10 protein-coding genes and 2 pseudogenes are annotated in these 22,121 nt (G+C 63.1%); 11 read left to right on the forward strand and 1 reads right to left on the reverse strand.

The annotated features are described in order from the left end of the window. Positions 1-188 precede the first annotated feature (188 nt). The 11 genes and pseudogenes from M2351_RS25665 to M2351_RS25715 all read left to right on the forward strand — a co-directional run. Complete coding sequence (locus M2351_RS25665) at positions 189-2,003, forward strand: patatin-like phospholipase family protein (RefSeq protein ID WP_406567444.1); 1,815 nt, start codon at positions 189-191, stop codon at positions 2,001-2,003. A gap of 49 nt (positions 2,004-2,052) precedes the next feature. Continuing rightward, positions 2,053-4,641 carry a hypothetical protein gene (locus tag M2351_RS25670; RefSeq protein WP_264658895.1) on the forward strand — a complete coding sequence of 863 codons (2,589 nt, stop codon included), beginning with the start codon at positions 2,053-2,055 and terminating at the stop codon, positions 4,639-4,641. Between the two features lie 464 nt (positions 4,642-5,105). Next, positions 5,106-7,082 (forward strand): alpha amylase C-terminal domain-containing protein, encoded by a 1,977-nt coding sequence (locus M2351_RS25675; protein WP_264658896.1) that lies wholly within the window; start codon positions 5,106-5,108, stop codon positions 7,080-7,082. 897 nt (positions 7,083-7,979) lie between these two features. Beyond that, positions 7,980-8,429, forward strand: coding sequence for a hypothetical protein (locus M2351_RS25680; RefSeq protein WP_264658897.1), 450 nt, complete (start codon positions 7,980-7,982; stop codon positions 8,427-8,429). 5 nt (positions 8,430-8,434) lie between these two features. Further along, complete coding sequence (locus M2351_RS25685) at positions 8,435-9,820, forward strand: Dyp-type peroxidase (protein WP_264659105.1); 1,386 nt, start codon at positions 8,435-8,437, stop codon at positions 9,818-9,820. Next, positions 9,817-11,718, forward strand: a complete 1,902-nt coding sequence (locus tag M2351_RS25690) for a di-heme-cytochrome C peroxidase (RefSeq protein ID WP_264658898.1) — start codon at positions 9,817-9,819, stop codon at positions 11,716-11,718. Before M2351_RS25685 ends, M2351_RS25690 begins: the two co-directional genes overlap by 4 nt. A gap of 73 nt (positions 11,719-11,791) precedes the next feature. Next, entirely contained in the window at positions 11,792-13,252 is a 1,461-nt protein-coding gene (locus tag M2351_RS25695; RefSeq protein ID WP_264658899.1) for a hypothetical protein, read from the forward strand. Between the two features lie 603 nt (positions 13,253-13,855). Continuing rightward, the gene (locus M2351_RS25700; protein WP_264658900.1) at positions 13,856-14,149 is read left to right on the forward strand and encodes a transposase; all 294 of its coding nucleotides are present in this window, start codon (positions 13,856-13,858) and stop codon (positions 14,147-14,149) included. A gap of 839 nt (positions 14,150-14,988) precedes the next feature. Next, positions 14,989-19,962, forward strand: a complete 4,974-nt coding sequence (locus M2351_RS25705) for a caspase family protein (protein WP_264658901.1) — start codon at positions 14,989-14,991, stop codon at positions 19,960-19,962. A gap of 11 nt (positions 19,963-19,973) precedes the next feature. Continuing rightward, a complete protein-coding gene (locus M2351_RS25710; RefSeq protein ID WP_264658902.1) occupies positions 19,974-21,449 on the forward strand; it encodes an esterase/lipase family protein in 1,476 nt (491 codons plus the stop codon). Positions 21,450-21,672: 223 nt separating this feature from the next. Continuing rightward, positions 21,673-21,798, forward strand: a pseudogene (locus M2351_RS25715) (IS6 family transposase); the annotation flags it as partial. A 12-nt stretch (positions 21,799-21,810) separates the two neighbouring features. Here the strand turns inward: M2351_RS25715 and M2351_RS25720 are convergent. Further along, positions 21,811-22,035: pseudogene (locus tag M2351_RS25720) on the reverse strand (transposase); the annotation flags it as partial. Positions 22,036-22,121: the final 86 nt, after the last annotated feature.

The following is a 22,121-nucleotide window of genomic DNA, read 5'->3' on the forward strand; positions in this document are numbered from 1 at the left end:
GACCGGGTCTTTTCCTGCTCGGCGGCGCGCTCCTTCTCCTGGACGCCTGCGCCGGACCTCAGCGCTATCTCTATCAGAACGAGGCGCAAACGGGGGCCGAGCGGCTGGACGACGGGGCGCGGATCGCGACCTACCGGTCCAACTGGCAGGCGACCCCTGGCTGTCGCGCCGGCGGGCCCGACACCCCGATGGCTGTCACCCTTTGCGGACCGTCGGGCACCCGCTCCGACACCGATCTCGTCGCCTTGGCCCTGTCGGGCGGCGGCCTGAAGGCGACCGCCTTTGCCAGCGAGGTCATGTTTCAGCTCCAGGATCGCGGGGTTTTGCCATCCGTCGATGTGATCTCATCGGTGTCCGGCGGTTCTCTGGCAGCCGCCCTGTACGCCTACAGCGTGGACGGTCCGGACGATGCCCCCTGCGCCCGGGCGGCCCCCGCCAATGGGCCGGTGCCGCTGGTCTGGCGGCGGACGTGCGTGCACGAGCGGATCGCCACCATCACAACGGGGCAGGCGTTGGGCGCCCTGCGTCCGGATCGCCTCGCCGCCTTCCTGACGACCAGCTATGACCGCAGCGACTTCGGTGCCGAACTGCTGGCTCGTGATCTGTTCGGCGCTGCGCCGGACAGGGAGAAGGGTGCGGTGATGGCGGATTTGAACCCGGCGCGGCCCACGCTGATCATCAACGCGACGCAGACCGCGCGCCTGCTTCCATCGAATCGCGCCCTCTGGTGGCCGACCGACGGCGCCAGCCGCATCGCCTGTATGGACATTGATCCGGCGGGGCACGTGCGCCAGTACGGCTTGGAAAACGCGCTCAATTTTGGGTTCACACGCGAGCAGTTCGATTGTCTCGGCTCCGACCTCGGGCGCTATCCGCTGGCCTACGCCGCTATGGCGTCGGCCGCCATCCCCGGCCTGCTCGCCAATGTCACGCTGCGCGATTTCCGGGCGGGCGAGCCGCCGCGGTTTCGGCAGCTCATGGACGGCGGCACCGGCGACAATCTGGGGCTGACGGGCTTGCGCACCGCATTTCATAGCTTGGCCCCTGAGAACGGGCACCCTTTCGTACTGCCGGACCGGATCTTGGTGCTGCAGGTGCACGCCGGAGTGGGCGTCGACGGGTATGAGCCGGAGGACGCCGAAACGCGCCACTTTCTGGATCATATCCTGCTGAACGGCAACGCACTGAAAGCCATCGACACCTTCATGTTCGCCGGCTACGAACCGCGCGAGGAGCAGTTCGACCAGCGGCTCTGCGCGCTGACCACCCAAGCCCGAGCAATGCTCCGTGACCGCATTCAACGCGAGCTTGGCGACCGAAGCCGTGGCGATCCCCGGGGGTACAGAGCGCGGCAGGCGTGGATTGGCACCGTTGCGGCCGGCATTCCGGCCGGCAAGCCCATCGCGCCGGAGCGGCTGATGCGCTTCCTCGCCAAGCTCTCTTTGCATGACGTCCCCTGCACCGACATCACGACGGAGCGCCTGATGGCCGTTGGCGCCTCCTACGCAACGGCGGCGAGAACGCTCTCGTCTGGCCGGCCGGTCAAGGGCGCCTTTGAGCCCGCGGACATCGACGCGGTGCCTTTGCTCGCCCGCCTTGTGCCAGCGCACAAACGGGAGAAAATTGCTTTGGTCAAGGCTCTGGCCTGCGACGAGAGCGACTGGGGGCCGCCCGCCGCCGCAGGCGCGTCGCCGACCACCCTCGACCTGTGCCGGGCCTATTCCGGCAACGGCAAGCTGCTGCCCCGGATCGCCAAGCTCGGCAGTCTGCTCAGCGCGATTCCCGGAGAAAAGGACCTGCAATGTGTCCGTTACGCCGCCAAGCTCGCCACCTTTCTGTCGTTCCGGAAGATGTGCGCCACCGACGAGTTCCGGCTCGCCTTTGGCGACCTCCTGCAGTGTGGGAGCGACCGGGATGCGGCCTTGGCAGATGAACTGGAACGCGATGACTGCCTGAGCGACAACGCCGTCGCCACCGCCCTGGCTCCCGCGATGCGGCCGTGATGCCGCACGGCCGGCGCCTTCCGCCACGCACACACAGGAAAACCGCACCATGGTTCAGACAGTTCCGGGACGCATTCCCCTTTGGCTGCGCAAAGCCGGGCTCATTCTGCGGCGCTGGCTGGAGGAACCTGTAGGCGTCTTTGTCCCACTCTTCGCCGCGCTTCTCATGCTGTTCGCTCCACAGATGCCCGATATGTTCGCCGGGATGGTCGTGGGCACGAGCCGAACGGGGCAGTCGGAAGAGGTTTGGTGGAAGGCGGCTCTGGGGCTTGGCTTAGCCGCTGCCGCTCTCGGAGTGATGGCGTGGTACTGGACCCGAGCGGCGCTGTGGGAGTCCTGCACCTATGCCCACCGGGTGATGTTCTTCGACCGAATTCGGGGTGCTCAATCGGTGCTGCCGTCCGACCGCATGCAGATGGCGCAATGGCTCGACGAGGGGCGTCTCCCACACGCCACGTTGGTCGGATGGTCGCACGACTGGGCTCCGCGCATTGCTATTCTGTTCGCTGCGGCAGTGGCGTTGGCTCCGCTTATTTGGGTGGTGCGGAGTGAGGAGGTGAGTCTGGCCGACGTGCGGTGGGGAACCGTGCTGGCCGGCCCGGCGTTCCTGTTGGCCTTGTTTCCCGCCGCCGTAATGCGCCGCCGTCTGGGATTGACCATGCGGACGCAGGCGCCCCTGTGGATGTGGCGGGCCAGGCCGACGGCGGTGCTCGCCGCCGCCCCGTTTGGTTGGCCCGTCGCTCTGCTCCTGCTGCTGCTCAGTGTGGCGGGTGGCATCGTGACCGGCGTGTTTCCGGAAATCATTGAGGAGCGCTTGTCCACACCAACCGCAGCGCTTCTGGCGTTGGCCCTGCTGATTGGCCCCTTGGTCGTCGCCCTGGCTCTGTTCCGTGACATCGCCACCCTCGTTCTGCTTGGATTGGTCGCCGCGGTAACGGCGCTTCGTGACGCCATCGGTCGCGGCCGGGCAAGCGTCGTCGGCCGCGTTGACCTGGCGGGCCTCAGCCGGGTTCTCGGAACGCTGATGCTGCTCTGCACTGTGTTCTACCGTCCGTTTCTGGGAGAGCCGTCTGGCCATTACGCGGTGCGAACGACCGGCGATCCTCTGAACGAACAGGCCGTGGTGTCTTGTCGGATCGGCCCCGACGGACGCCTGACGAGCGGAACGGCACTTCCCGGCACGCTGCGTCGGCCCACGGTGGCCGAAGCCTTGTGGGAATGGTACGACGCCCGGCTCGCTGCCGGCTATCCAGGCAATCGCCCAATGCCGCTCATCATCGTCACCGCCGAAGGCGGGGCGAGCCGCGCCGCGGTCTGGCTGCTCTCGGCCATGCGAACGCTGGACGCGCGCACTGACGGAGCGTTCGGACGGCAGCTTTTCGCGATCAGCGGCGTGTCGGGGGGAAGCCTCGGGGCCGTGACCTACCTGCAGGCGCTCCGGCTTTACGGCAAAGGAAAGGGCGAGCTGGACTGGGACCGCCCGGAAGTTCAGAACGGCTTGAGGCAGCTGGGCAGCGGTGATTTGCTGGCCGCCACCATCGCGACCTATTTTCTCAACGACTCGCTCGGACGGCTGCTCGGCACCGTGTGGCCGGCGCCGGATCGAGGCGTAGCCTTGGAAAGGGCATTCGAACGGCATTGGTCTGGGCCCGCCGCATTCCACGTACCGGAGGCGCAGGCGCGAATGGGCCTCGTGGCGCTGCGCAATGCTGGCCCGAAGGGCATGCCACACCTTGTGCTCAACGGAACCGACCGGGAAACCGGGCGGCGGCTGATCACCTCCACGTTCCGTTTCAACCCGGAGGATGACGTGTTCGCGGGCAGCGATGATCTCCTGACCATCCTTTGCCGCGACGTGCCCAGTTCCACCGCCGTCACCAACTCCGCGCGTTTTCCCTACGTTTCCCCAGCCGGCCGCTTTGTCGATTGGGAGGAGAAACGTCATCCAGCGTCAAGCGCCAGCACGGCCGTCCACCAGGTCGAGTGGGAGGCGAAAGACCGCCAGGTGCTGGACGGCGGCTATTTCGAGAATTACGGCGCGCGGACCGCCGCCGAACTGGTCCACGCGGTGGAACGCATCGCGCGCAAGCCAGCTTCGGATGGGCGGACGTTGAATGTGGTGCCCGTAGTCGTCGTGGTCAGCAACGACGCGGACGCCGCCCGCAACCCTCGGGAACCCGATGAGTGGGACCTGCCGAGCTTGGGCGAGGTTACCATCGCCTGCCCGATGCCGAGTGAGGTGCTTGCTGCGGCGCCGGGGCTCCGGCCGCTGCCCGTGGAAACGGCAGTCGGACGAATCCGCAAGGACAGCCGGAATACACCGGAGCTCCTCATCCCGATGTTGGGCCTGGCGGCGACGCGCGGAGCCCATGGCCAGGAGGCGCTGTATTCGCTGCGGCGGCAGAATTGCTCGACGGAACCGGGCGCCGATCCGCGGCTCATGCACATCGCCTTGCCCGCGCCACGACGGGGCAAGGAAGCCGCACCAATGAACTGGGTCCTCAATCCAACAGCCGCCAATTTTCTGATCAACATCGCTCCAGAGACAGGATTTAACCTTAAGCAAGCAGGCTTGCTGGAGCAGGCGCTCCGTTCCATGCGCGACAGGCCGCCCATTTCCAACGTCGGAATGCCGTGACCATGACGATGCGCGCAAACCGTAAGGCGTCCCTGAGTTCCTAGCGCTTCGCGGGGCTCTGCGGTTTTGACATGGGCTCAGGTCGGCCAGGTGAGTGCTCGCGCACGACAGGCGAAGGGAAGGGGTGAGAGGATCGGTTGCCGTGTTTGCGCCGTCGCTTGGATCGGGCACAAACGGATGAGGGCTGGATGCGCTTACGACCGCTCGATGTCTGTTCCAAAGCGGTTCTGGAAGCGGCAGCCGACCCACCACTAAGGTAGAACTGAGCACGGTCGGCACCCTTTCACAAATACCATGTCCGTCCATACCTCCACAGCAACATCAGAAACCGGCTGGTTTTGCCAACGAAAAGTGACGGTCTATTGGAACTATAGGCATCTTATGGGATGAGCTCTTCTAGCGCCATCACGACCTTACCAACAGGACTTCAATCTGGACAAGCAGCAACGGAAGGGAGCCTAACCATGCCAGTGCTGAACCAGTTCATCGGACGCGACACACGGATGGGCGCAACGGTGGTCGACGGTGGCGTTGCGTTCCGGACGTGGGCACCGCACGCGCATGACGTGTTTGTTGTCTGTGATCAGGGAGTTCTCTCCAGCCCTTCCGCACATTGGACCCCGGATCCGACGGATCGGCTCATCCCACTGGGCGACGGCACCTGGACGGGTTTCGTCCCGTTTCTTGCCGATGGGGCGCCGTACCTGTTCTGGATTCGCGGCAGAGGAACGTCCGGCTTCAAGCGCGACCCTTACGCCCGAGAACTCGGGACGAACCCGCCTTTTCCAAACTCTCCTTGTGTGGCCCGCAACGCTGCAAATTATCCTTGGCATGACGCCGGCTGGCGCCCGCCGGCCTTTCACGAACTAATAATTTATCAATTGCACGTTGGCGTATTCTGGGCGGTTGATGCTTTCGGCAAAGATCGTCGGAAAAGCTACGGTCGGTTCTTGGATGTGGTTGAGAAGATCCCTTACCTCCAAGACCTCGGCATCAATGCCATCCAGCCCCTCCCCGTGCAGGAATACGATGGCGACGTTGGACTTGGCTACAGTGGCTTAGACTACTTCTCTCCCGAGATGTCTTACGTCGTTGAGGACCCGACGGAATTGGACCGCCATTTGGCAACGGTGAACCGTCTGCTGGCAGTGGCCGGTCAGACCGCGGTATCCGGCAAGGACCTCATGTCGGGCCCAAACCAACTGAAATGCCTCGTTGACCTGTGCCACATCCACGGCATTGCCGTAATTCTTGACGTGGTTTACAACCATGCGGGAGGCGATTTCGGCGATCGAAGCCTCTATTTTTACGATCGGCAGTGGCAGGGGGATGATGAGCGTAGCCTCTACTTTGGCCATCCAGGGTGGGCCGGCGGAAAGGTTTTCGCATACGGGCAAGCTCCGGTCCGGCAATTCCTGATCGACAACGCGACATTTTACCTCGACGAGTTTCATGCAGACGGCTTTCGCTATGACGAGATTAGCGTAGCGAGCAATTTCGGTGGTGACCGGTTCTGCCGCGACTTGGCCGACACAGTACGTTACCACCGTCCAAACGCGGTCCAGATCGCTGAATATTGGAATTGGGACCGTGCCAAGGCCGTGACCCCAACGCCGGATGGGCTCGGCTTCGACGCAGCGCTGGCGGACGGGTTGCGCATTGCGCTTCGCGACGTTCTTCACCAGGCGGCAGGCGGTCAGAGCGCGCACATCAGCCTGAATCGAGTCCGTGACGCGCTCTATTCTCCACCAGCCTTTCCCGCCGCGTGGCGGGCCAATCAATGTCTTGAAAACCACGACATTGTCCGGTGGGACTACGACAATCACGCGCCGCGTGAACCGCGGATCCCGGCCGTGGCGGACCCAACGAATGCTCGATCATGGTATGCGCGGAGCCGCAGTCGGGTTGCGACGACGCTTCTGATGACCGCTCCCGGAATTCCGACACTCTTTATGGGCCAGGAGTTCCTGGAGGATAAGCCATGGCACGACGATGTCCGCTTCTGGTCGCAGTTTCTGATTTGGTGGGACGGCCTTGCGCAGGATCGGGTGATGGCTGATTTTCTGCGCTTCACAAGGGACCTTGTCCATCTCCGCCGCCGCCATCCGGCGCTCCAAGGAGAAGGCGTTCGCATACCGCAGGTCCACGAACAGGATCGCGTTATTGCGATGCATCGTTGGGTCAACGGCGAGGGGAAAGACATCGTCGTTGTTGCCAGCCTGAACGAAAACACGCTCGAAGATTATCGAATCGACCTGCCCTGGCCTGGGCGCTGGCATGAGATCTTCAACAGCGATTTTTATGACGACTTTCCCAACCCGGCCGTCATCGGAAACGCCGGTTCCGTCCAGGCCAACGCTCCCCCGGGGGCTACCTACCCGCACACAGCCCGCGTCCGGATCCCCGCGAACGGAGCGCTCGTCTTTGAGCGGGAGGTTTGAGGGTGCTCCGCCGATGCGGAAGACCAACCTCGCAGAGCAACTCCTGGGAGCGGCATCGGTCACCTCCATGCCCATCGCACGAAATGCCAGCTTGGGACAGCCGTCGCCGCGAAAGCCGCGGGTTCGCCTTGCGACGCCACATACGGCCATGAACATGAGGGAACTGGAACAGGGCTACGAGGAGCGGCGGCGTGTTCGGCCTCAACGCCGCGAGCCTCACCGCCATTGGCCGCGAACTGACCACCTGACACTTTCCGATCCGGGTGCAGGATGGTGGTGCCACGATTCCCGAGGCCATTGTTTGCAACGCGGGGACCACCAGCGACAGCCTCTGCGCCGCACCGAATCCGCTGACGCCGGATCGATACGACCGAGCGAGGTCGGCACAGATTCCGCTCAGGCTGCTGCGCCTGCCCTGAGCACAGCCCCCCGGGCAGCCGCCGTCTCGATGCAACTACGTCGCGGCGTGGCGTTCCGCCGCGAATGGGCGACAGTCCATTATGTAACAATCTCGTTGATGCAAATATCATTGCAGCTGAAACGCAAGCGTTTGAGTAAAAATAGGCTATTCGTGCGCCGACGTGGCGATAAAGCTTTCGTAGTAGCTGGATAACACAGGAGCGCAAGTGACATTATGCATGACTTTGGCTACAATGATGAGGCTGTTTAGCGATATTACGGCCGCTCGATGATGTATTGGCACATTCATCGGGGCTGTAGATTGTGAATGGCAATAAATTTTTCTCATTCGAGATCCCCAAACCTCACTGGAAATCCCAGATAAACATCCTCTACCTCCGCCCCCTCTGAATCCGTCGCCGTTTTGGAACTACATGTCGGCGCCAGTACCCACTGGCGTCTTGTGGAAAAATCCGTCCACGCTCAAGGGAGACAATCATGACAATTAAGACGATTGGGAAGATCAGCGCCCTAACGGCTATTTCGAAGATCAAGGAAGGGCAAGCCCCTCAGCTACGGGCAACTCTAGAAAAGCTAACCAGTGCCCATGGTGGCAAGATATCCGAGCTTGGCACCATTCATATGGTCCGCTGGGTAATTTTTGACAACGATACCCGGCTGCTCTTCGCAACCAATTTCGACGGTGATGTCGAGGACTACATGCGCGACTTCGCTCTCAAGGCGCCGGAAGGAATCGATGCGATCTGGGGCAACTGCGAGGGTTATCCGGGGGCGAAAAATTACGAAAAGTTGAGAGATTACATCCTGGGTTGCGCCATTGACACCACCGGGTATTTCGTCGCTTACCCGGACGCCACCGTTCAGGAAATCCTGAAGGCACTCAACTTGCAAAGGAAATTTGAAGAGTTCGTCAGTGAGGTCAGTTGAACGCCATGACCGGGGCCACGGCCATGGAGCATGCACCGGAGCTCGACGACATCCAGGGCATGGCGTTGCGCGCCTATCGCTTTCCAATGGCGCTCCACCACTTCCTGCGCATCGCCGATCAAGCCTCGGCCCGGGAATGGCTGGGGCAGATCGCCGATCGGGTGACCACCGTGCCGATTGTCGACGGGGCTCCGGATCGTGCCCTTAACGTTTCTTTGTCTTGGCGCGGGCTGAAGGCGCTTGGACTGGCGCCGGACGTCTTGGAGAGCTTCCCCGAGGCCTTCCGGCAGGGAATGGTGGAACGTGCGCGAGCCGGAAAGCTGGGCGATTCCGGCGACAGCTCGCCTGACTGCTGGAACTCGCCGCTGCGGGACGGCGACCTCCATATCTTGGTCACGGTATCTGCCGCGTCCGCGGAAATCCTCGTCGAAGCCGATGATGCCTTCCGCGCGACCCTGGAAGGGACCGCGCGGCCGACCATCGTGCATACGGAGGCGACCTCCCTGTTGCCCGGACCGGACGGGACGCCGGTGCCCGTCGAACATTTCGGTTATCGTGACGGCATCGGCCAACCGGCCATCGAGGGGAGCGGCCTCGCGTCGATCCCCGGGCAGGGCACGGCGGGTGTCGGTGGCGACTGGCGCCCCCTGAAGCTCGGTGAGTTCGTTATGGGCTACCCGGATGAGTTCGGGAATGTCGCGACGTCACCCCAGCCGGAGATCCTGGCCCGGAACGGCACCTATCTCGTGTTTCGCAAGCTGCACCAGCACGTCGCACGGTTCCGAGCCTTCCTGAAGGAAGCCGCAGCCGATGACGGTGGGCGGGAGCGGCTTGCCGCCAAGCTCATGGGGCGCTGGCGCAGCGGCGCGCCACTGGCCCTCGCGCCGGAACGCGACGATTCCGCCCTTGCCGAGGACAGAAACCGGAACAACGACTTCAATTACGACGACGACCTCAAGGGATGGGCATGTCCGGTCGGGGCGCACATCCGTCGCATGAACCCCCGCGCCGGTCTTGCGGGCCCTTCCGCCGACACCATCAACCGGCACCGCGTCCTGCGGCAAGGCCTGCCTTATGGGGCACGCCTTCCGCCGGACGCGGCGGACGACGGCCAAGACCGTGGGGCCATAATCATCCTGATCAACGCCGACATCGCCAACCAGTTCGAATTCGTTCAACGGGTTTGGATGAACGACGGGAACTTCGCGGGGCTGGGATCGGCAAAGGATCCGCTGATCGGAAACAACGACGGCACCGGAACCTTCAAAGTCCCGCGGAAGGGCGGGTTCAGGATCGTGAAGGGCCTGCCGGCCTTCGTGAGCACGCGCGGGGGCGAGTACTTCTTCATGCCCGGAAAACGCGCCCTCGGCTATCTGTCGGAGGCTTTATGATGATGCAACGTCGCGAACGAAGGACCGTGACCGTAAACGATTCCGTCATCGGTGATCCACGCCCGCTCTCCGCACGCGCCGGCCGCGTCGCCGTGGGCCTTGCAGCAGGCGCGCTCCTGGGATGCTCGCAGCCGGTTCCACGTGCCCCGGACCTGCCAACCTATCCGCCGGCAGCCCGAACCGTGTCAATCGATCAGCAATGGACGCCGGACCAGCGGGTCTGGTTCCATCACGTCTCTCAAGGGACCGCGACCTTCGGGATTCCCTACGAATGGTTCCTGGCGGTCGAGCGCCCCGAATTCTCCTTGGCTTCGCCGGGCCTGCTGAGCGACCCCGACTATCTGGCACGTTTCGGCTTTCTCACGAGCCCCCGCGACGCCAGGATGAACCCTGATCGGCTGCCCATCGGCTTCGCCAAAGGTCCCGAGAAGGTCAACCCGGTCAATGGCCAAGCCTGGACGAACCCGGCGACCGGACGGCCGATGCACGACATCGGCCTGACGTGCGCCGCCTGCCATACCGGCCAGATCGACTATCGGGGTACGAGCATCCTGATCGAGGGCGGACCGGCCCTGACCGACTTGGGCAAGTTCCGCGACGCGCTCGGCATCGCGATGGGCTTCACCGAGGCGCTGCCGATCCGCTTCGCTCGCTTCGCCGACCGGGTGCTGGGTCCGGACCACGGCGCCGAGGCCGAGCAGGCGTTGAAGCGGCAACTCAAGGAAATCGTGGAAAGGGGAAAGAAACTCCGCACACTGGAGGATCAGGTTGCGTCGCGTAGCGTGGCCGAGGGCTTCGGCCGGCTCGACGCGCTCAACCGCATCGGGAATGAGGTGTTCGCCCTGCAGTTGGAGGAACTGTCGAACTACGCCCCGAAGAGCGCGCCGGTCGCCTATCCGCATCTGTGGGGCACGCCCTGGTTCGACTGGGTGCAGTACAACGCCTCCATCGAGCAACCGATGGTGCGCAACGCCGGCGAGGCCATGGGCGTGCGGGCGTTGGCGAACTTGACGAACCGGAATAGCCAGCTCTTCGCATCCACGGTGCCCGTGCGCGACCTGCATGCGATCGAGCATCAGATCGGTGGCGAACGGCCGAACAGGAACACCGGATTCCGGGGACTGAAGGCTCCGGCCTGGCCGGCCGACGTGCTGCCGCCCGTCGACGCCAGGATGGCCGAGCAGGGGCGCGGCCTCTATCGCGAACTTTGCGAAGGCTGCCACATGGCGCCGGTGACGAGCGCCGCCTTCTGGAATACGCGCCGCTGGACGCCGCCGAACAAGGCCGGCGAGCGCTACCTGCGCATGCCGGTCATCCCGATCGACGAGATTGGCACCGACCCCGCGCAGGCGGCCGATCTGAGGACGCGAAGGGTCAAAGTCCCCGCTTACCTGGGGCTCACAGACGGGGGCGCCGGTCCCCCGACTGACGGCACCTATTCCTTCGGCCCTGCCCTGGGGCAACTGGTCGAGAAGATCGTCGTCACCGCTTACGCCTCCGCGACTCCGCCCGTACCGACCGAGCTACGGGCGCGGATGAATGGCAACCGACCGAACGGCATCCAGGCACCGCTCGGCTACAAAGCACGGCCGCTCGATGGAATCTGGGCGACGCCGCCCTATCTGCACAATGGCTCCGTACCCACCCTCTACGACATTCTATCGCCGGTGGCGGAACGACCCAAAACCTTCTATCTAGGCAGTCGCGAGTTCGATCCGGTCAACGTCGGCTACACGACGGCCCCCATCGAGGGCGGGTTCGAGGTGATCACCTCAATCCCGGGCAACCTGAACACCGGACATGAGTTCAAGGATGGCCCCAAAGGCAAGGGTGTGATCGGCCGGGGACTGACGCCCGCGGAAAGGCGTGCCCTGATCGAATACCTGAAGACGCTGTGATGCCGAAGGCTTGGCCAGCATGCCTCCAGGCAAGGGGCTTCCCGCGCTTCCACGGACCATCATGGAGGAACGAGTGCCGTTGCTCGCCCGGTCGGCCAACCTGGGGTTGATCCTGCTCGTCATGGGGATGATTGCGGGATGCGCGCCGGACAGAGCCTATCGCAGCGCGGCGCTGGATCCGGCGGTGAACGGGGCTGACTGGCCCACATGCGCGCAATGCCGGGGCGATGCCTCCCTCGAGCACCGGACTTATGTCACCAAGGACCGGGTCAAGGGCGATTACCTGCTTGGCTTCGTCGAGTTCGACGACCAGGGCTGGTACCATGACATCCGGCAAAAGCAGCTGCTTCTTTCCAGGCTGAAGGCTATGGACGCCGATCAAGGGGAAAAGTTCCTCATCATCGTCTATGCCCATGGCTGGAAACATAACGCGCGGGCCGACGACCCCGACGTGAGCGAGTTTCAGAAGCTTCTCGAACGGATCGATGTGATGGAAGGAGCCCGCGCCGCGGCGGGTGCCGGGAGTCCTGAGATCAAACGGCGAAAGATCGTCGGTGTCTATATGGGATGGCGCGGCAACTCCATCTCGCTTCCGCTTCTGCAGGAAGCGACGTTCTGGACGCGCAAGAACGCGGCCGAGAGGGTCGGCAGCGCCGGGGCAAAAGACCTGCTGCCGGAGTTGAAAAATTTTAAGAGAGTTTCGAATAAGGACCGCGGCAATGATGATTTGGGAGGGCCGAATGAAACCCAGTTGATCGTTGTTGGCCACAGCTTCGGCGGCTATCTGGTCTATACGGCGCTTCACTCGCAAATCCTGGAAAGGGCGACGAGGCTGCGGATCGACGGAGAGGAGGCGTACTATGGAATCGCGCAAAGCTTCGGAGACTTCGTTCTTTTGGTCAATCCGGCCTTCGAGGGTTCGATCTACGAACCGATCCACAATTTTGCGGTGAACCGCTGCTATTCGCCCAAGCAGCGCCCGGTGATGATGATCGTGACGTCCGAAGGAGACTGGGCAACGGGCATCGCGTTCCCGATTGGCCGCCTATACACCTTTACCCAATCGGCACCCCAGGACGGCGAGCGGGAAACCGTGCTCAAAGCGGTTGGCCACCTCAACCGTTATCGGACCCACCATCTGCGCATCCAAAGGACCGAGAATGACCAGCCGGTTTCCGAACCGAAAACGGTAATTCCGACCAACGAAAAGCGCGCCGAAGCCATGGCTGACGCAGCGACGGCGGAAATGAACCGCCAAACCGGCGGAGCGATTTCCAAGACATCTGTGTACTACGGCAACGCTTATCTCGAACCAGCACGACCGCTCAGAGCCAACTATCCGTACCTCGTCGCGACCGCTGAAAAAGCGGTGATCCGCGACCACAATGACATCTTCAATGAGAATTTCATCGACTTCATCGTGCGCTTCATGACTGCCGAGGTCGTCAGTCCAAAGAAGAACGAACCGCCGGACGAACCGAGCGACTATCCAGGCTGTGCCCGGTTCCTGAGCAGCGCGCCCCCGGTGAAATGACGTGTGCCGCATCCGCAGTCAGTGTCTGTTCTCTCAACGCGAGCGCCGGCACAGGCCCTTGGAAGCGGTAGTTGGATGCACTTGCCGGTTCCATAGTACTCTCCAGGGTCAGAACGGGCCTGCCTCATGATGGGCACCGTCAGAGCTTGTTCGTGACGGGCCGTCCTGACCGGTACCGGACGGGATGCTACTTGAAGGCGAAGAAGGGCGTTGCGCCGGGGGTGCAGTCTGGTAGGTCTGCGGCCCATCGTCAGGACCACATGAGCCAACATCTATGGGCACCGGTATGGGCACCGGCGGTCGCCCCGCAAGTACCGCTCCGGCCTCTTGGGATGCCTTGGCTGATGTCGATGCCTTCGGGGACGAGGTCCTGACGGAGTTGGCCGCCATGGCGGCGGATGGAACGCGGCCGACGCGCTCCAGGTCAAAGCCGGCGCTGACTGGCGCCCCCTTACGCAAGGCGGTCATGGCGGTGTGGTGTGTCTGCTTTTGCGGCGGGCCATCGGCCAGCTGTCCCGCATGCCCTTTGCATGGTGTGCACGCTGTTCGCCCGCGGGACCCGGCTTGGCGAGTGGCGCATTTGCTCGATCGGCTACGTCGAACATGGCGGCTGGCCTGCGGCGATACGGCCGAACCGAGCACGATGGTGATCGACAGCCGCACCGGTCCCCGACGCCGAGCTGCTTCGCCCGCGGCGTCAATGGCGGCACGAAGATCCGGGGCATCAAAATGCATCTCGGCGTGGAGAAGTCCGGCATTCTCCCGGCGATCGATGCCTCGCCGGCGAACCTGGACGACACCACGGGCGTCGTGCCGGTCCTGCGTGAGCTCGCTGGTCACGACTTCAAGGGGGCAACCATTGGCGACCTCGGCTATCGCGGCGAACGCTTGGCCTAAGCCGGCGAAGAGCCCCGGCATCACCGTCCAGCCCATCGCCCGCGGCCGCGCCAGCGTATTTGTCCTAACCGAAATTGCTTGGGTGGTGGAGCGCTCCTTTGGATGGTTGAGCCGCTGCCGCCAATAGAACACCATCGTTGGACGAACGAAGGCACACCTCGTCGCGTTCGCCTTCGTCTCAATCATCGTGCGGCACTTGAAGCGGCTCCTCGCCCGGCCAGTCCGCGCATGACATCCAAGAACAGCCTCTGACACCAACGGCGCTTGATCACTTCCATTGAGATCGGCGCAACGCCCTGAAACAGTTGGCTTCTTGGCCGCAAGCCGGAACTGTTCAAACGCTGTTGGTATGAGTAGGTTGACGACGATCCGGGTTTCGACCTTCTGCGCCGGCCGAGTGTGGGCGTGGAAGGTGTCGCTGATAATCAGTTTGTACCGGCTCAGCGCTCCCTCCATCCCCGCGCATGGGTACGTCTGAAGACAAAGAGCTGTTGGACTCGAAGCCACGTGTCGGGGCCCGGAATTTGCTGGGCTCTGGCCCACTGGCTTGAGAGATCCCAGCCTGCACAAGGGTCCGAGCCCAGTCCTGGTCTGGCGCCGACTGCCGGTTGCTCAGCGGCGGCGGCTTGCCGTGCTCTCACCGACTGCGCCTCGGGACCAATGGCCCTCGCGACGTAAGCAAATTTGACTATTGGAGCCGCCGCAGCCGTACATCGAAGCACCACATTCGGGCTTATAGCGTATTTATTCCACGCATGTAGAATAATCGTGGCCGAGCCTGATGAATCGGAGATTCATACATACTGTGGTATGCCGAGCCTAACCTCGAAAGATGCGCCATGGCCCGCGTGTTTGAACGGATGACGCTCGACGATTTCGCTGACATGCTGAATCAATTCCGATTCAGGCGAAGGATAAACGCCGTTCACATGCACCACACGTGGCGCCCCAGCCACGCGCAATACCGCGGGCACGAGACCATCGTTGCTATGTGGCGCTATCACACGCAGGAACAGGGGTGGAGCGACATCGCACAGCACCTCACGATCGCTCCCGACGGAACGATTTGGCTAGGCCGCAATTGGAACCTGCCACCGGCCAGTGCAAGCGGGCACAACGGCAATACCGAGGCCGGGCCGTTCATGTTCGAGATGATCGGCGACTTCGATGTCGGCCAGGATCCGTTCGATGACCCGCAACGCAGCGTGGCCTTGGAGGTGATTGCCCGCGTACAGCAGCGCTTCGGTCTGCCGCCGGAAACATTGCGTTTCCACAATCAAATGTCGAGCAAGAGTTGCCCTGGCGGGGCCATCGATTATCAGGAAACCGTGGCGGCCGTGCGCGGCATACACACGCGGCTCAAGAAGGAAGCCACCGACAGCGCACGCAGCGCAGCCCGTGGCGGGCCCTTTGGCCAGGATGCCTCCCGTCTCGTGGAAATCCTCCGGCGCTTCGAGACGGAAGCGCCGGCCTTCCACGACCCGCCCAACGCCGAGCCGCGGGAGGATCAATCGATGGTGCGCGTGTTGGAGACACGCCAGGACCTCGGGGCCCGCGATCTCGCGGCCCTGCGGCCGCATGTCATCAATCTCGTGCAGGGGCGGTTCTCCGACGACGGGCGCTTCACGACAGCGCAGGGCGATGTCGACGCGATCGTCGACCAGCACTTGGTGGCGGCTTTGGTGGCGGCGCGCGCGCGACAGGATAAGCTGCGCATCGTGATCTACGCGCATGGTGGCCTGGTGTCGGAGCGCAACGCGCTGGCCATGGCCCATGCGCAGCTTGGCTGGTGGCGACGCAACCATGTCTACCCCCTGTTCTTCGTGTGGGAAACCGGTCTGTTCGAAAGCATCGGACAGCTGCTCGCGCGCTCGCGTTCCGCCGTGCGGGACCGGGGCGCGCGTGATCTCGCCGATTACACTTCCGACCCGCTCATTGAAGCGGCCGCGCGGGCGCTCGGCGGACCGCTGATCTGGTCCGGCATGAAGCGCAGCGCCGAACGGGCCAGCGATGCGCAAGGCGGCGCAAGCTACGCGGCCGCGAGGCTGGCGGCGTTCTGCCAGGCCAACCCGGAGGATGTCGAACTGCACGCTGTCGGCCATAGCGCCGGCGCGATCTTTCACGCGCATTTTCTGCCCGCCTGCCTGGATCTCGGCACGCCGACGTTCCGGACGGTGTCGTTTCTTGCCCCGGCGTTGCGCATCGATGCCTTCCAGCAACGCCTCGCGCCGCTCGTCGGCGGGGGCATCGAGCACCTCGGCATCTTCACGATGCGCAAGGACCTCGAGCTGGATGACAGCTGCGCGCAGCTCTACCGCAAGTCCCTGCTCTACCTCATCCATTACGCCCTCGAACCGGAGGGGCGGACTCCAATCCTCGGCCTCGAAGCCAGCCTCCGGGCCGACCCCGCGCTCCGTGCGCTGCTCGGCCTGTCCGGCACGGCGGTGTCCGCCGCCGACGTGGTGTGGTCCATCACAGAGGAGACCAGCGGCCCCAACGCTTCGTTGGCGACCACGCACGGCGGGTTCGCCAACGACGCCGCCACGATGAACAGCGTGCTCCGCCGGGTGCTGGACCGGCCGGTCGGCGCAATCGACGAGTTCCCGCCGGAGGCGCAGGAGCGCGGAGCGCCAGACTGGCAAGAACAGGTCGACTGGCCGGAGGAGATGCAGTTTGGCAAAACAGCGGGATGGCCTTCTCCACGCCCGCCCGCCGGCGGTATCATGCCAGCTCCGGGCGCCGCGGCGCCGGTCACATCGCCCTTGGTGGCCGCTGGCCCTGTCGCCGCCGGCGCTCGCCGAGCGCTGTGCGTCGGGATCGATCGCTATTTGACAAGCCCGCTGTACGGCTGTGTCGCCGACGCCAAGCTGTGGGCGCGGACACTGCAAGCACTGGGCTTTGAGGCCACGCTGCTGCTGGACAGCCAAGCCACCCGGCAGGGCATTCTGCGCGCGCTGGGGTGGCTCATCGACACGAGCCGGCCGGGTGATGTGCTGGTTTTCCAGTACTCCGGCCACGGCACACAGCTCCCGGACCTAGATGGCGACGAGGCGGGTGGCGACTCTGCGGCCCAGGACGAGGCGCTGTGCCCGATCGATTACCCGACGGGCGCCTTCGTCATCGATGATGACATCGGGGCGATCTTCGGGCGCATTCCGGCCGGCGTGAACGTCACCAGCTTCATCGATTGCTGCCATTCGGGGACGATCTCGCGCTTCGGCGTCGGGCCGGGCCTGTCCGGACACACGGGGGCCGGCGATAGACCGCGCTTCGTCATCGCCACACCAGAGATGGTCGAGGCTCACCGCCGCTACCGGCAGATCGGGGAACGCCGCTCCACACCGACCGGAGTGCGCGGGCGCGACACCATGCGCGAGGTTCTGTTCGCCGCCTGCTTGTCCACCGAGATGGCGTACGAGAGCGCCGGGCAGGGCGATTTCACTTTGCGGGCCACGCGCCTGCTTGCTGGCGGCGATGCCGGCCTTTCCAACGAGGACTTCCAGCATCGCGTGACTGAGGCGTTCGGCCCGGTCGCCCGCCAGCACCCCGGCCTTTACTGCACCGCTGAGGCGCGTGCCCGACCGCTGTTGGGTGACATCGGCGATGCTGCCGGTGCTAGCGTGCTCGGCAGCCGTTCAAGATGGGGCCTCGGAATTGTACCTGAATTCTATGCTCCCGCCGGCTCCTCAATGGAATTGGGAATGCCCAAAAGCATGTTCGGGTCCCCTTTCGCCGAGAAGCTCCGTGTTGAGCGGGCCGATAATCTAGTGTCGGCGTTCGCAGGCTCTACGCCGCCACAATCATGGTACGAGGACAGCCCGACAACGGAGCCACTGTCAGAGGCACAAGCCGAACGTGAATACCACAGCAGAGCTGGATATGGCGCACCACCTCTTGACCGCGCTGAGGTTACTGTGAGAATCCAAAGGATCGAAGAAGCAATTGGGGACAGCCTAACTGCGCCTCAAGCAGGCGGCGCGGCACCGAAGACCGAACCGGTGCCAGAAGCCGAGAGGCATATTGGCATTTGGCTCAGCGAACGCCCGGAGGGTTTGTCGGAGCCACTACGGGTCAATGAGATCTATACCCTAAACTTCAAGGTGGGGCGTCCGGTCGAGGGCAGTCTCGTCGGCGGTTCCGACACAGAGGTGCCTTTTTCCGATGTGCCGCCTGGCGGCCTCGCCACCGAGTGGGTAATTGCGTCCCAGACCGTTGAATTCATGGCCGGGACGCCCGGCACGTCGGTCACGACCTCCCTACTTGAGCGTGCGACGGCGTGGACGGCGCGCTTCCCTTTGCTGATCCCGGAAAAAGGCGACAGCTTTATTCCCCAGCTCCAGATCAGACCGCGAGCCGCGGAGGCGGCTCGGTTTGACGTGGTCGTCTACGCACATAGAGAGATCTATCGCCAGTTTACCGTCCGGCTGGCCATTGCCGACAGTGCAGTGGCCCCGAATACTGTCGCAGTCAGTGTCCAGGATGATTTGCTATATTCGCCGATAGCGCACCTCAATTTAGGAAAGCCCCACGAATGGACAACTCCGCCGGGCGAGCTCGTCGTCACGGTAATCGGGTCGATGGCCTCCGTCCGGGGCGATGTCGGTTCGCAATTTGTTGATGATGTAACGTTCTGGTCCGGTGTTCAGGCGAAAGTTGCGGGGAACATACAAAACGTGCGCGCCGCCGCCGAGCGCTTCCGCGCTCGATGGGAAGCCGACCTGAATGATATCGACCCCGACGACCTTGCGAATCGGCTACGTAACTGGACGCCCGAGTATAACTGGGCAATGCTTCGGGACCATGCCGACGACGACCATCGACGGCGTTGGGACGATACGCTGCGGGTTAGCCAAGAACTCCGTGATCTGGCCTTCGATGGGCATCGCCTTTACGAGGCGTTCTTTCCTGCAGGTTCCAATCTACGCTCATGGATCGATGCACTCTCGCCAGGACACCGGCTTGACATCTCGTGGAAGCCCCAGGAGGGATGGATCCCTCACGTGCCGTGGGGCTTGATGTACCTCCCAGATGTTCCCGCGCCGGGGCAGTCCATAGACCCTATGGGATTTCTGGCGTTGCGTTTTCGCCTCGGATACACGGCCCATGCCGTGCAGGCTGGCTCCAAGGCACTGGGCGGCCTACAAGACACTCACCGCGCCCATTTTCTCTATTGGGGCGACGACCCAAAGGACGCCACCGGGCAGGAGTCACGTTGGCAGCAGCAGCAATGGGCAGCCTGGAGCAACCAGGTGTTCGTCCCCACCACGCCACGAGGACTCGACCCTAAGGCCGAACTTGTGCAGCTACTGAATGAGCCCAAGCCGACACCAGTATCGGTTCTGTACCTGTTCTGCCAATGCAACGTCGGGGACGGGAACGACCCAATCCTGCGCTTCGGCGGCACCGCGCAATTGACGGACATGGTGCGGCGGACCGAGCTTGGGACGAAGCTCCTGGCGGACCGCCCATTGGTGTTCGCCAACGCGTGTACGACCGCAGCTTCCGACCCCTACATTGCCAACTTGCTTGAGGAGGCTTTTTTCGCCCGTGGCTGCCGGGCGTATCTCGGCACAGAGACAAAGGTCCCAATCCAGTTCGCGAGCCGTTTTGCGTCTATTTTTTTCCATTTCTTCTACCGGATTGCAGATCCCGAAAAAGCGCCCCTGGCGGCTGGGGAAGCTGTCGCGCAGACGCGGCTGTTCCTCTGGACTCACTATCGCAACTTTGGAGGTCTCTTCTATACCTATGTCAATCAATACGAGCTTTTCATGGCACGGGATGCGGAGGTACTCGCCCTCCGCGCGCCAAGATAGGAGAAAGCGGCATGCAAGACTTTACAATTGAAGACTTCCTGGGGGCTGCAACGCCGGAGCGGTTGAAGCTTTCCTGCGATGATCGTTATGCCGCAATATTGCGGAACTATCTCGGTGACGCCGCGTACGGTGAGTACCGTAGGCTCGCCGAGGAGAAATTCGACACCGCACATCTGGCGTTCGGCGCCCCCAAGAACCTGATCTTTGTCCCTGGTGTTATGGGCAGCCTGCTGCAGAGCAGAACCCGCGGTGGCATCTGGTGGATTGATGTGCGCACTCGCAAGCGCATCGACCAGCTCGGCCTGTCCCCCGATGGCACACAAGATGCCGACCTCGCCATTGACATCGTACCGACCACAACGGATCCGTCCTATGATCCCTTTTTGGCCGCCGTTCTGGAGCAGCCCGACTTCGCGCACGAGTTGTTCGCCTACGACTGGCGCAAGCCGCTGAAGCTTAGCACGGCGGCACTACGGGACCTCGTTTTCAAGCTCTATACTGAAAACGGCGGATCGCCGGTCCATCTCGTGGCGCACAGCATGGGAGGCTTAATGGTGCGGGCGGCGCTGATGGATTACGGACCGGAGCTGTGGCCCAAGCTCGGACGGGTCATCTTCATCGGAACTCCCCACTACGGTTCACCGGCGATCGCAGGGTACCTGAAGAACCACCTCTGGGGCTTCGATCTGATGGTGCTGCTGGGCCAGTATCTTAGCCGACAGACGCTTCGCTCGCTATGGGGTGTGCTTGGGATGCTGCCGGCGCCGAGGGGCATCTATCCGGGGACTCGGCCGGGCGATCCCACACCGTGGCAACAAGACAGGGGTGCAGAAGTCTACGCCCATCCTTGTGCAAACTTCGACATGTACCGGGTCGAGGACTGGAAACTTGAACTCACACCTGAGCAATCCACGCAGCTGCAAAAGGTGCTCGACGGCGCCGCTGATTTCCACCGTCGTATGCACGAGGCCCACCAAATGTTGGACCAGAACTTCCGGGATCGCATGATGGTAATCGCCGGAGTCGGCTATAAAACCCTATTCCGGTTGGAATACGAACGAAGATTTTTCGGAGTGTGGGAGCATGCGGCCAAGGTGACCGAGCGGGTCGAGAACGACATGCACCGCGAAGGTGACGGGCGGGTACCACTGGCCTCAACAATGCTCGATAACGTTCCTGTCCGGTACGTCAGGGGAGCTCATGGCGGTTTACCCAATATTCCTGCGGTATACTACGATGTTTTTCGGTGCCTTAGAGAGGAGGCGATGCGCCTTCCGGATAACGTACATGAAGCGTTGAGCGCCCATTTGTCCGCGGAGGCGGGAAGCGAAGCGCCTCACTTGGATGGCACAGCGATGGCGAACCCTTTCACGGACGACCTGGGGCAGTGGGAGCCCAGTCCGCCTTCGCCGGAGCGGCTCGGCGTTTTGACAGCGCAGCTTGAGGATGAGCGGCTTCCGGAATTTACGAGAGTCCGCCTCCTTTGATGAAGCGGTTCAGGAGTGAAACAGCGTGCTGCATCGAGGCGAGCGAGGCAAGAGACCGCCCCCCTGCAGTTGATCAGGCGATACGGACGGAATCCGGGCGTCCGAGGTCGAGCATGCGGTGATTTGTTGCACGGAGGTCGGCGGAAGCTTAGGCCAAGCCCGCCAGCCGGCACCGTCAAGTTCGGGCTGGCTGGCGGGCTGGGGGTGACGGTATAGGGCTGGGATGACGACGCGCCCCGATCCGATGTACGCCGGCTACCGCTTCCCTGCTGAGGTGATTAGCTATGCCGTGTACCTGTACTTCCGCTTTCCTTTGAGGGACTATCAGGAATTTCGTGCTCGGCGGGGGCGGGTTTCACTTTCAGGCGCTCATCGCCTTAGAGAATCGCTCGCCGAAGATGACGGCCATCTGTGCCTTGGCGGCCGTCCATTCCCGCGGCGGCATTTTCCAGTCTTTCTCGGCGCGGTTCAAGACGAGAAACAGGAGTTTCAGCGCGGCCTCGTCGTTGGGGAAATGCCCCCTCGCCCGCACCGCCCGGCGCAGCTTGGAGTTCAAGGCCTCGATCGCATTGGTAACTGGTATGATGATGCCCGATGCCGCCCTCGTCCGGTTGGGGCCTCTTGGGCTCTGATGTATGGTGCGACCATCCGGGACAAGGGGCATCGGGAGCG

The organism is Azospirillum canadense (genome assembly GCF_025961225.1).
In the GTDB taxonomy this organism is placed as follows: Bacteria; Pseudomonadota; Alphaproteobacteria; order Azospirillales; family Azospirillaceae; genus Azospirillum; species Azospirillum canadense.

What these genes read in the sequence shown, in the direction of transcription:
- M2351_RS25665 (WP_406567444.1), top strand. Translation starts at nt 189, where the DNA reads ATGGCTGTCACCCTTTGCGGACCGTCGGGCACCCGCTCCGACACCGAT.
- M2351_RS25670 (WP_264658895.1), top strand. Translation starts at nt 2,053, where the DNA reads ATGGTTCAGACAGTTCCGGGACGCATTCCCCTTTGGCTGCGCAAAGCC.
- M2351_RS25675 (WP_264658896.1), top strand. Translation starts at nt 5,106, where the DNA reads ATGCCAGTGCTGAACCAGTTCATCGGACGCGACACACGGATGGGCGCA.
- M2351_RS25680 (WP_264658897.1), top strand. Translation starts at nt 7,980, where the DNA reads ATGACAATTAAGACGATTGGGAAGATCAGCGCCCTAACGGCTATTTCG.
- M2351_RS25685 (WP_264659105.1), top strand. Translation starts at nt 8,435, where the DNA reads ATGACCGGGGCCACGGCCATGGAGCATGCACCGGAGCTCGACGACATC.
- M2351_RS25690 (WP_264658898.1), top strand. Translation starts at nt 9,817, where the DNA reads ATGATGATGCAACGTCGCGAACGAAGGACCGTGACCGTAAACGATTCC.
- M2351_RS25700 (WP_264658900.1), top strand. Translation starts at nt 13,856, where the DNA reads ATGGCGGCTGGCCTGCGGCGATACGGCCGAACCGAGCACGATGGTGAT.
- M2351_RS25705 (WP_264658901.1), top strand. Translation starts at nt 14,989, where the DNA reads ATGGCCCGCGTGTTTGAACGGATGACGCTCGACGATTTCGCTGACATG.
- M2351_RS25710 (WP_264658902.1), top strand. Translation starts at nt 19,974, where the DNA reads ATGCAAGACTTTACAATTGAAGACTTCCTGGGGGCTGCAACGCCGGAG.